8 protein-coding genes are annotated in these 11,931 nt (G+C 50.9%); 5 read left to right on the top strand and 3 right to left on the bottom strand.

Going from position 1 to position 11,931, the window contains the following annotated elements:
* Positions 1-8 precede the first annotated feature (8 nt).
* From tolC to J3B89_RS07865, 3 genes are all read left to right on the top strand, one after another.
* Positions 9-1,304 (top strand): outer membrane channel protein TolC, encoded by a 1,296-nt coding sequence (gene tolC / locus J3B89_RS07855; RefSeq protein ID WP_215396970.1) that lies wholly within the window; start codon positions 9-11, stop codon positions 1,302-1,304.
* A gap of 107 nt (positions 1,305-1,411) precedes the next feature.
* The gene (lpxL, locus tag J3B89_RS07860) at positions 1,412-2,344 is read left to right on the top strand and encodes an LpxL/LpxP family Kdo(2)-lipid IV(A) lauroyl/palmitoleoyl acyltransferase (protein WP_215396971.1); all 933 of its coding nucleotides are present in this window, start codon (positions 1,412-1,414) and stop codon (positions 2,342-2,344) included.
* Between the two features lie 3 nt (positions 2,345-2,347).
* On the top strand, positions 2,348-2,935 hold the full coding sequence (locus tag J3B89_RS07865; RefSeq protein ID WP_215396972.1) for a TcpQ domain-containing protein: 588 nt from the start codon (positions 2,348-2,350) through the stop codon (positions 2,933-2,935).
* Here the strand turns inward: J3B89_RS07865 and glnE are convergent.
* Both glnE and J3B89_RS07875 read right to left on the bottom strand, forming a co-directional pair.
* The gene (gene glnE / locus J3B89_RS07870) at positions 2,922-5,729 is read right to left on the bottom strand and encodes a bifunctional [glutamate--ammonia ligase]-adenylyl-L-tyrosine phosphorylase/[glutamate--ammonia-ligase] adenylyltransferase (protein WP_215396973.1); all 2,808 of its coding nucleotides are present in this window, start codon (positions 5,727-5,729) and stop codon (positions 2,922-2,924) included. The genes J3B89_RS07865 and glnE overlap by 14 nt on opposite strands.
* A gap of 13 nt (positions 5,730-5,742) precedes the next feature.
* Entirely contained in the window at positions 5,743-6,645 is a 903-nt protein-coding gene (locus J3B89_RS07875) for a CYTH domain-containing protein (RefSeq protein ID WP_215396974.1), read from the bottom strand.
* 134 nt (positions 6,646-6,779) lie between these two features.
* Between J3B89_RS07875 and J3B89_RS07880 the strand changes: the two genes are divergently transcribed.
* On the top strand, positions 6,780-7,379 hold the full coding sequence (locus tag J3B89_RS07880) for a TIGR04211 family SH3 domain-containing protein (protein ID WP_215396975.1): 600 nt from the start codon (positions 6,780-6,782) through the stop codon (positions 7,377-7,379).
* A 10-nt stretch (positions 7,380-7,389) separates the two neighbouring features.
* Here J3B89_RS07880 and J3B89_RS07885 read toward each other — a convergent pair whose 3' ends face one another.
* The gene (locus J3B89_RS07885) at positions 7,390-7,896 is read right to left on the bottom strand and encodes an Lrp/AsnC ligand binding domain-containing protein (protein WP_215396977.1); all 507 of its coding nucleotides are present in this window, start codon (positions 7,894-7,896) and stop codon (positions 7,390-7,392) included.
* Between the two features lie 132 nt (positions 7,897-8,028).
* Between J3B89_RS07885 and putA the strand changes: the two genes are divergently transcribed.
* Positions 8,029-11,805, top strand: a complete 3,777-nt coding sequence (gene putA / locus J3B89_RS07890; RefSeq protein WP_215396978.1) for a bifunctional proline dehydrogenase/L-glutamate gamma-semialdehyde dehydrogenase PutA — start codon at positions 8,029-8,031, stop codon at positions 11,803-11,805.
* Positions 11,806-11,931: the final 126 nt, after the last annotated feature.

Here is an 11,931-nt window from a genome sequence, read left to right on the forward strand (position 1 = left end):
TGGTAAAAATGAAAAAAACCTTAATAAGCACCTTGTTAGCCTCCACTTTCGGCTTGCTAAGCCTGCAAGCCACTGCAGCAGATCTGCAGGAAATTTATCAGTTAGCTGTACAGAAAGACCCCACTGTATTACGTGCCGCAGCCACCCGTGATGCCGCCGCATTAAGCATTGATGTCTCACGTGCTGCTTTGCTGCCAAGCGTTACGGCTACTGCCGGCTTTGGTCGTACCGATCAAGCAAGTCGTAGTTTTGATGGCCCTAACACCACATCAGCCAGTGTGGCTTTACAGCAAACGCTGTTCAACTGGGGTGACTGGAAGCGCTTATCCCGGGCTGAACAGGTTGCCTTGCAGGTACAGACTGTGTACGACAGCGAAATGCAAAACCTGATTGTGCGGGTAACAGATGCTTATTTTAATGTTTTAGGTGCCTCTGACGATCTGGGTTTTGCGCAGGCAGAAAAGCGTGCTATTGAGCGCCAGCTAGAACAAACTAAACAACGTTTTGCTGTTGGCTTAACCGCCATTACCGACGTGCATGAAGCTCAGGCACAATATGACAGTGCAGTAGCACGTGAAATAGCAGCAGAAAACGAGCTGGAAAATGCGCGTGAGTTTTTACGTGAAATTACCGGCCAGTACCATGACAATTTATCCCAGCTAAACACCGACAAATTTGCCCCAGGCTCTCCGTCTCCTGCATCAGTACAGGATTGGGTTAAACAGGCACAAGATTATAACCTGGTACTGAAAAGTCAGCGTGTGCTACTGGATATTGCCGATAAGGATATTGACCTGGCGCGTTCAGGCCACTACCCAACGCTGGATTTAACCGCCAGAATGGGAACATCTAAAACCTCAGGTTTTGATCGCGGAGACAGCAGCGCTGTAGGAATCGATCTAAATGTTCCCATTTACAGTGGCGGTGGGGTGTCGGCTGGGGTAGAAGTGGCGAAAGCTAATTATGTTGAAGTTGGCCAGACACTTGAGCTGAATCACCGCGCGGTAATTCGTCAGGTTCGGGTATCATTTAACGGTGTAAATGCGCAGATCTCCTCCATCCGGGCATTAGAGCAGGCTGTAGTATCTGCTGAAAGTGCATTAAATGCCACTGAAGCAGGTTTTGAAGTAGGTACACGTACCATTGTTGACGTACTACAAAGCACCCGTAACCTGTTTGAAGCGCGCCGTAATTTATCCAGTGCACGCTATGCTTATATCGTTACTATGCTGCAATTAAAACAAGCTGCCGGTAGCTTGTCTGAGCAAGATTTGACAGCAATTAATCAGGCTCTGACTAGCTGATTTAAGTCAGGTTCACCGCGCCTGCGGTGAACCTCTTACCAGTTTTCACTATTCCCGCCGTCAATTTTCGTTACAATAGCGCATTATTTTTTTGTTGAGGATATGGCGTGGTTCAGGCTCCGCAATTCAACTGGCGTTTTTTATTACCGCAATACTGGCTGATTTGGTTCGGTGCCGGTTTGTTATGGCTGCTTAGCTGGTTGCCTTACCGGGTGTTAATGATATTAGGTTCAGGCTTTGGCAGCTTGCTGTATAAAGTGCTGAAATCCCGTCGCAAGGTGGCATTGCGTAATATCGAGTTGTGTTTCCCCCAGATGCCGGAAAATGAGCAGGTAGCGCTGGTAAAACGAAACTTTGCTGAAACCGGCAGAGCACTGTTTGATACGGTGATCGGCTGGTGGTGGCCGCAGTGGCGGATACGCCGCATTGCCCACTTTAAAGGTTACGAACACATTGCCGCCGCCCGGGCTGAAGGTAAAGGTGTACTGTTACTCGCCCCCCACGTATTGCATCTGGAAGGCGTGTGCCGCGCTTTTGGTCTGACGCATCCCAGTATTGGTTTTTACCGGCCCCACAATAATCCGTTACTGGATTACCTGACTTACCATGGCCGCAGCAAAAGCAATAAATACATGATCGGCAAACGCGATGTAAAAGGCCTGATCCGGGCGCTGAACCAAGGCGAAGTGTGTTTTTATCTGCCGGATCAGGATTATGGCCGTACCAAGGCCGAATTTGTGCCGTTTTTTGCAGTAAAGGATACCGCCTCAACCACCGGTACTTTGCTATTTGCCAATGCGGCCAATTGTGCTGTAATACCGGTTATTACCCAACGCCTGCCAGGTAGTCAGGGTTATGAAATAGAAGTACAGCCTGCGCTGGAGCCGTTTCCTACCGGCGACGATAAAGCGGATGTTACCCGGGTAAATCAATGGGTAGAGCAGGTTGTACTGCGCGCACCTGAGCAATATATGTGGTTACACCGGCGCTTTAAAACCCGGCCGGATCCCGATGCACCGTCATTGTACAAAGGAAGCTGAATTATGTGGTTCTGGTTTCGTAGCATAGTGTTGCTGCTGGTGTTGGGTGGTTTCGGCTATTTGCTAATGACCAAGCCAGATTTTCTGATCCGTAAAGATTCCGTCAATCAGGCCGCTGACGGTTTCAGCCAGTTTTACAGCAAAATCCGCGGCTCTATTGCCGATGGCGCCAGAGAGTTATCCAAATTCAAGTTAGACCTGCCCGACACCAGTGATAAGCTGACGCTGCAATTACAGCAACGGGCTAAAGTTGTAGTACCGGGCGCACCGAACTGGCGTGGACAGGTCATTGACCGCCGGTTTCGTGAAGGTGATACCGTTAAAACCAAATTGTCTGAGTATGCCAGAGCAGAAAACATAGAGCTGTTTTGGACCTTGCCACGCGATTATGTAGTTAAACAGTATTTTCAGGTCGACAGCAGCCTTATTGACACGGTGTATCAGGTGGCACAGGCTATAGCACCGGATTTTCATTCACCGGTCATCAGCTTTTACTGCCCGCGTGAACGGGCCGCAGTGATCACAGACAAAGCCAACGAGCATCTGAGCGAACATTGCATCCCGGCTAATACCAAACCTAAAACTGATTAAACAGCTGTCGCCAGCATTGTTCTACCGTCTGTTTTGCCTGCGCCAGGCTGTCTTGTGCTGGCAGCGTTGCCGGGGCCAGCGTCTGGCGGTGGCCCACTCCACGCAATAACTGATAAGCCTGTTGCAACGCCTGCACTTGTTGTGGCGGTAGTAAACCACATTCTGCGGCGGCATCCAGAATACGGATATTGTCACTGTAACGATATAATTGCGCATGTTCAGCAGCATAACCCAGCACCAGATACTGACTGATAAACTCCAGATCAACGATCCCTCCCATGCTGTGTTTCGGATCTGCTGTGGCTGCACCATGGTGCTGACGCAATTTTTCGCGCATTTGCAGCACTTCTTCGCGTAATGTTGCCAAATCACGTGGTTGGCTTAGTATCTGCTGGCGGATATGTTCAAACTTCTGCCGTATTGCGGTGCTGCCATAAATGGCACGCGCCCGCACCAGTGCCTGATGCTCCCAGGTCCAGGCTTCCTGCTGCATATACTCAGCGTAAGTCTGAATATGGATTGCCAGTAACCCCGAGTTCCCTGACGGCCGCAGCCGGGTATCTATTTCATACAACACACCACTGTTAGTGCGGGTAGTACACAAATGCAGCACCCGTTGCACCAGTTTTAAGTAAAACTGCCGTGAATCAATGGCACGCTCACCCGAAGTAGCTTGCTGTGTATCGCACTGATGCACAAAAACCAGATCCAGATCAGAGCCATAACCCAGCTCCAGCCCCCCCAGCTTGCCATATGCAATGACAGCAAACCCTTTATCGCCGTCAACCAAACCTGCCGGCGTACCATAGCGCTGTGTCATCTGCTGCCAGGCCAGCTCGACTACCTGCGCCAGTAGTACTTCTGCCAGCCAGGTCAGATGATCGCTGACTTTCATCAGTGGCAGCACGCCACTGATATCAGCGGCGGCAATACGTAACTGTTGCGCCTGCTTGTACTGGCGTAATGTTTCCATTAACAGTTCCAAATCATCAGACGCCACCCGCAGCATGTGCTGGCGCAAACGGTCCTGATAATCAGCCTGAGTAGCAATCTGGTAAAGTTGTGCCGGATCGATCAGTTCATCCAGTAGCATGGGGTAACGCGATAAATGCTCTGCCAGCCAGCCGCTTTGGGTACATAGCAGAACAAGTTGCTGCAGGGCAGCCGGGTTTTCAAACAGCAGCTCAAGATAAGCCGTGCGGGTAACAATCTGGCGAAATACACCTAGTACCCGGCTTAGCACTGTTGGCGACGATTGTTGCTGTTGCAGCATATGCAGTAACAGCGGAATAAGCTTGGCCAGATAATCGCGGCCGCGCGGGCCGACACTGCGTTTCTGGCAGTCCTGCTTAAACTGCTGCAGTTGATTAATCAGTTCAGTAGCATCGGGTAGCGCTAACCATTCCAGTTGAGTGGCCAGCTCTTCTGCCGGTTGTTCGCTGTCCCAAACCAGCCGGCCCAGGGTAATTTCCTGCGGCTCCAACTCTTCGCTGTTATCAATAACCAGCTTAAACTGCTGGTGCACTCTTGCCATAGCCGTGTCGATCTGTTGCTGCAGCTGAGCCCAGTTATCCAGCCCTAAAGAAACCAGCAGCTGGCTTTGCGCCAACTCGTCTTGCGGTAAGGTTTGGGTTTGCTGATCATCAATGCCCTGCAGTGCTTGTTCTACAGTACGCAGCAGCAGATAGTCGTCTTGCAGCTCTGTTACCTGTTGCCAGGTTAATACCTCTTCTTCTGCCAGCACTGGCAGGGCTTTCAGCAAAGCAGGTTGTTGCATCGCGGGTATCCGGCCACCGCGGATTAACTGCAGGGTTTGTACAATAAATTCAACTTCGCGAATGCCTCCTACACCCAGCTTAATATTGTTATGCCGGTTCAGACGACGGTTTTCCTGCTCAATTTGCTGTTTCATCCGCCGCAGCGATTCAATAGCAGAAAAATCGATATAACGGCGGTAAATAAACGGCTTGAGCAACCGTTGCAATTCAGTGCTGTGATAACCATCAGGGTTAAGGATGCGGGCTTTTAGCATGGCATAGCGCTCCCATTCGCGCCCCTGCTCCTGATAGTAATCTTCCATGGCGGCAAAGCTCAGCGCCAAAGGGCCGCTGTCGCCAAAAGGTCGCAGCCGCATGTCTACCCGGTAAACAAAACCATCAGCTGTTACCTGATGCAAAGCGGCGATCAGTTTTTGTCCCAACCGGGTAAAAAATTGCTGGTTTTCACAACTACGCCTGCCACCGGTGGTTTCGCCATTGGCCGGATAGGTAAAAATAAGATCGATGTCAGACGAAAAATTCAACTCGCCGCCGCCCAGCTTGCCCATGCCCAGCACCAGTAACGGCATAGCATTGCCGTTCTGGTCCAGTGGCTTGCCCCACTGTTCGCTCAGTTGCTGATACGCCCAGTGGTAAGCAGTATTGATTAAGGTATCAGCCAGTTGCGATACTAACTGCAGGCTGTGGCTAACGGTTTGTAATTTAAGCATATCAGCTGCAAGAATACGGCACAGTTGTGCGTTGCGGCAACGGCGCAGTGCGGCAAAAGCGGCAGTATCGTCCAATACCTGCTCTTCAGGCAGTGGCACAACCGGCTGCTGTAATTTTTGCAACAGCATAGTACTGTTAGTGAGCTCGGCCAGTAATGCCGGTTGTTGCTGTAAGGTCCGGCCAATAAAGCTGCTGCCACTTAACAGCCGGCGCAGCACTGCCTGTGCTTCTGCATTAAGACCGTCAAGCTCAAACCGGCTTAACATCTGGTTCAGATAACTTTGCAACACCGTTTCAGACGCCATATGCTACCCCGCTTTACGCGTTTTGATACAGATATTCAGACACCGCCAGCAACAGCTCATTATACCGGCACCAGCCAAACACTCCGGCATTTAGCAGCACAGCATCAGCCAACGCAGTAGCCTCTGCAGATAAGTGCTGCAGCCGTGTCTGCTCAGATAACGATAACGCCAGAGCAGCTAAAGCCTGGCTGGCAACTTTAAGCGCTGCACTATTTTGTGTTTGCCCATAACAAGCTTCTGCCTGTTGCAGTGCGCGGATTTGTGCCAGCATGGTGTTGCCGGTGTGTTGTGGTAAAGCCACAGTTTGCTGCGCACGCAGGCTATATCCCCGCGCGGCTTTACTCTGCCAGCCGGTACGCAGTGGTAGCTGTTGTAATAAGGTTCTGGCCAGTGCAAATAACTGTAAGGCGTTACCGCTAATCAGCTCCAGCTCCAACTCTGCTATCGGTTGGCGGTAGCTGCCAGAGCGGATTTCGCCCTGATCATATGCCAGTTCAACTTCACTGCCATCGGTACAGCGCAGCAACCAGCTGCGGCGGACAAAATCAGTACGGAATAACTCTGTCAGGTGTTGCTGTAGTTGCGCTACATCAGCCCGGGCCGGCCAGATCTCGGCCGGAAAAGCCGCCAGCTTTGGCACAACGCCATCACAGGGCACATTATATTCCGGCCGCATTTGCATGGCACCGTGCTGGCTGCCGGCCAGCTTAATAGTTTGTTCATAACGCCCCTGCTTTAACCGGCTACGCAGCCCCATATCGTGCTGGCGAAACCAACTGTCGGCAGTATCAAAATAGGCATTTAATAAGGTGTTATGCTCGCTATGCTGCAGTTCTCCCAGTTGTGGAATTAACTGCATCAAACTGTCCAGCCCGGAGGATGGCAGCAGATACTTCAGCTCAAGTTCAGTACTCATTGGTTACTCTGTGCGTCGCACCGACGGCAAGACGCCGTGCAGCTGCGTTTACCCCTTGTCAATTGCAGCACAACTCCCTATCATCCAAGATATTGGCTGCAAAGCGGTTTCATTTAAATAAGCTCAGGATACCTATGTTCAGATTAATTAAAAGCACCCTGCTGGTATTATTTTCAGCCTGGTTGTTGGCGCTTTCATCTCAGGCTATGGCGCAAGACGGCTCTAAACCTGCTTTTATCAGTGATGCCTTATTTGTATTTCTGCATTCCGGCCCTAACAACCAGTATCGTATTATCGGCACCGTTAATGCTGGCCAGAGTGTTACTTTTCTGCGGGAAGACAGTGCCACCGGCTATGCCGAAATTCAGGTAGACGGCAAAACCGGCTGGTTACCCAAAGAACATGTTACCTATACGCCAGGCTTGCTTGCCCAGTTAGAAAAGCTTAAAGCTGAATATGCCCAATACAACGAAACGTTAAATGCACTGGAGCAACAGCGTGATCAGTTAAACAGCCAGCTCAGTGAAGCGGTAACCGAGCGACAAAAAGCTGTTGAGCAGTTAGAGCAGGCCAACCGCGCTTACGAGCAACTCAAAGTGCAACTGGAAAATACCCAAAGCGCTATCTGGGAAAAACCGATGGTTTTGGGCTCATTAATCCTGCTGGCGGGGTTAATTTTCGGCTTGCTGCTGCCACTGTTAGTACCTAAACGCCGCAACAGCGAGCGCTGGTAATATTATCACTTCAGCCCGCCAGCGGCGGGCTGTCTGTTGTTTTCAGTGGTAAACCACTATCACTTTTTACTTTTTCTATCACCACATAAGTGTGTGTTTGCGCTACGCCCGGCAAATCCACAATCAGTGCCAGAATACTGCGATATGCGTCCATATTAGGCAGCCGCAGTTTAAGTAAATAATCAAAGCCACCCGCCACCATATGGCATTCAGCTACCTGGGGAATTTGCACCACAGCATCACGGAATTTATCAAATACCTCACTGGTGGTTCTGTCCAGCGTAACCTGAATAAAAGCCGCAGTACCAAAACCCAGCTTGGCAGCATTTAACCGCGCACCAAAGCCGTCGATATAACCTTCTTTTTCCAGCCGCTTTACCCGGTCAATACAGGGGCTGGCACTTAAATTCACTTTTTTTGCCAAATCAACGTTAGCAATGCGGCCGTCACGCTGCAGCGTGTCCAGAATACTGATATCTATCCGGTCCAGCCCTTTACTTTTTACAGGTGTACTCATGGCAGCAATTTTTCTGGTTTTGGTTAGTAATGGCAGAATTATATAGGGTTAAAGCAGAAAAATAACCACCCTATACGGCAGACTTTTCACTAGAATGCCGCATTCTCAAATCTTGTCAGGAAGCTAACTGCCATGTTGTACAACGGTTCCCTGGTTGCCACCCAACCACTGCGTCAAACTATTCGTGATTTCTATCGTGCTGATGAAGATAAGGTATTAGATTATCTGCTGCCATTGGCCGACATTGGCGTGAATGCCCGCAGCCGGGCATGGGAACGTGCACGCCAGTTAGTGCTGACTATCCGTCAGGCTCAGGTAGGTAAAGGCGGCGTTGATGCGCTGCTGAACGAATTTTCGTTGTCTACTGAAGAAGGCCTGGTGTTGATGTGTCTGGCCGAAGCGCTGCTGCGTGTGCCGGATAAAACCACCGCAGACCGTTTAATCCGCGACAAACTCTCGCAAGGTGACTGGAGCTCGCATTTGGGCAACAGCAGCTCATTATTTGTTAATGCTTCAGCCTGGGGCTTGCTGCTTACCGGCAAACTGGTGAACTACTCAGACGAGCAGAAAAAGCAACAATTTGGCCTGTTAAAACGCACCTGTGGCCGCCTGGGCGAGCCGGTGATCCGTCAGGCTGTGCGTTACGCCATGCAGATAATGGGCGCGCAGTTTGTTATGGGCACCACTATCGGCGCCGCGCTGGAACGTGCTGCAGAAATGGAAGCGAAAGGCTTTCGTTATTCTTACGATATGCTGGGCGAAGGTGCCCGCACTATGGCTGATGCTAACCGCTACTTCGACAGTTATATGCGGGCTATTGATACCATAGGTAAAGCTGCCAAAGGCCGTGGCCCGTTTAACAGCCCCGGTATTTCGGTAAAGTTATCGGCCATTCACCCGCGCTATGAATTCAGCCACCGTGACCGTGTCATTGAAGAGTTAATTCCACGGGTAAAACAGCTGGCACTGGCTGCCAAAGCTTATGATATTGGCTTTACTATTGATGCTGAAGAAGCCGACCGGCTGGATATTTCTCTGGATATTATTGAAGCGGTATTCAGTGATCCGGCGCTGGATGGCTGGGAAGGCTTCGGCCTGGCAGTGCAGGCGTACCAGAAGCGCGGCATTCATGTAATTGAATGGCTGCGCGATTTAACAGTAAGAGTTGGCCGTAAAATGATGGTACGGCTGGTAAAAGGCGCTTACTGGGATACCGAAATTAAACTCAGCCAGCTTGAAGGCTTTAGCGACTTCCCGGTATTTAGCCGCAAACCCTCTACTGATGTGTCCTATCAGGCCTGTGCGAAAAAAATGCTCAGCTACCGCGACAGCATTTATCCGCAGTTTGCTACCCATAATGCCTACACCGTAGCCACTATTATGGAGATGACCAACGACTACAGCGGTTTTGAATTCCAGCGCCTGCACGGCATGGGCGATGCGCTGTACGACGAAATAGTGATTAAAGACAAGATCCCTTGCCGTATTTATGCACCGGTGGGTGAGCACTCCGACTTACTGGCTTATTTGGTACGCCGTTTGCTGGAAAACGGCGCCAACAGCTCCTTTGTTAACAACATTATTGATGAAACCATACCGGTAGAATCGCTGCTAAACGACGCAGTAGAAACTGTGCGCAGCTGGAAGCAAAAGCGAAACCGGCAAATACCGCTGCCGGCCAACTTATATGGTAGCGAACGCAAAAACTCCAACGGCCTTGATTTAACAGATATTGATCAGCTGGAAGCAGTAAAAACAGCCATGGCTCAGTGGTTTGAATCAGTTAAGCAGATCCCGGTGCAACCCAATGCCGTGCCGGTAACTAACCCGGCCCAGCTCGATGAAACCATTGGCTATTTGCAATATGCCGACAAAGACAAGATGCAGCACATTCTGGCCAACGCTGAGGCCGCTTTTAGCAGCTGGTCAACAACCGATATTACAGAGCGTGCTGCCCTGCTGCGCCGCATTGCTGATGCGCTGGAAACTCACCGTAACGAACTTTTGGCACTTTGCGTAAAAGAAGCAGGCAAAACCCTGGGCGACAGCGTGGCAGAAGTGCGCGAAGCAATCGACTTTTGCCGTTACTATGCCGCCCGCGCTGAAGAGCTGTTTGCTCAGCCCGGGCAAGCCCGTGGCGTATTTTTATGTATCAGCCCATGGAATTTCCCGCTGGCCATTTTCTTAGGCCAGGTAGCCGCAGCCATTGTGGTTGGTAATACTGTTGTGGCTAAACCAGCCGAGCAAACCAGTTTAATCGCCATACGCACTGTCGACATTATGCGCCAGTGCGGCATGCCAGAGCATGTAGTACAACTGGTTATTGCCCCTGGCAGCCAGGTTGGCCAGCACATAGTGCCTGACAGCCGTATTCAGGGGGTAATGTTTACCGGCTCTACTGAAACCGGCTGCTGGATAGCACGTAAGCTGGCAGAACGTGGCGGCGAGCCGGTACCGCTGATTGCCGAAACCGGCGGCCAGAACTGTATGATTGTTGACTCGACCGCCCTGCCAGAGCAGGTAGTAGATGATGTGATCTCGTCGGGTTTCCAAAGTGCCGGCCAGCGCTGTTCTGCGCTAAGGGTACTGTTTTTACAGGAAGATGTGGCAGATAAAATTATTACCATGCTAAAAGGCGCAATGGCAGAGCTGCATGTGGGTGACCCACAGTGGCTTAGTACCGACCTCGGCCCGGTAATTGATGCCAAAGCGCATGAGCGGTTAACCAGCCATGTGCAGTATTTAGCCGACAAAGCCACATTACACTACGAGTGCGCTATTCCGGCAGGTGATCGGCATTATTTCTTCGCACCGCGCCTGTACGAGATCAGCGATTTAACCGTGCTGGAGCGCGAAGTATTTGGCCCTGTCGTGCACATTATCCGCTTTAAAGCCGATGAGGTTGATAACATTATTAACCAAATCAACGCTACCGGCTATGGCCTGACAATGGGCGTACACAGCCGTATTGAGCAATTTACTAACCGGGTTGCCCGCGATATTAAAGCCGGCAATATTTATGTAAACCGCAATATGATTGGTGCTGTTGTTGGCGTGCAGCCCTTTGGTGGCCGTGGTTTATCCGGTACTGGTCCTAAAGCGGGTGGCCCGTTGTATCTGACACGGTTAATTAAAGACAATCTGGATGTCAGCTGCCAGGCACTGGATGATGCCAAGCGTCATCGCCTGCTAAGCGAAACGACCAGCAGCGCGGTGGCCTATGCTATGCCAGCTGCCATCGGTGCACAGCAGCAGTGGTCACTACAGTCAATAAACCAACGCACCTCTGTGTTGCGTCAGTTTATGGCATCACTGGCAGCCAATGCAGTAGTCAGTAAGCAAGAGCCGGATTTAGAGCAGGTTTTAACGCTGGCTCAGCAAAAACTGGCACAGGTAGAGCGCGAATTGCAAAAGCCTATTGCCCTGCCCGGCCCTACCGGCGAAAGCAATATGCTGGTACTGGACCCGCGCGGTGTGTTGGCGTTGGTGCGTGACGAATCAGCAGCGTTCAGCCACTGGTTACTGGCAATTATTACGGCGCTGGCAGCAGGTAACGCCGTGGTAACAGCGGTAGAAGAGGCCGATATGGCAGAAGCAGAAGCTTGCATTAAGGCGCTGCAACAAGCCGGCATGCCACAGCACTTAGTATCTGTAATACGGCTGGACTGCCTGACAACTCTGCTGGCGCATCAGGATCTGGCTGGGGCGATGATCGACGTTAGCAGCGCAGTCAAACCTTTATGTGCCGAGCTGCTGGCAGCGCGTGAAGGCGCTATACTGCCACTGATCACAGCACCGGCAGGGCCGCAGTTACTGCACCGTCTGGTGACAGAAAAAACCATTACCATTAATACTACGGCCGCTGGTGGTAATGCATCACTGATGACAATGGCAGACAACATCGGCTAACTGTTACAGTTTATCACAACGATAAGGCCCGCATTTGCGGGCTTTATGCTATGTTATACCTTGCGCTATCGCGATATTATGACAAACCATCTCGTTGTTAATTTATAGTTAAGGTTACTTAAGGTA

It is taken from the genome of Rheinheimera oceanensis (assembly GCF_018831085.1).
GTDB lineage: Bacteria > Pseudomonadota > Gammaproteobacteria > Enterobacterales > Alteromonadaceae > Alishewanella > Alishewanella oceanensis.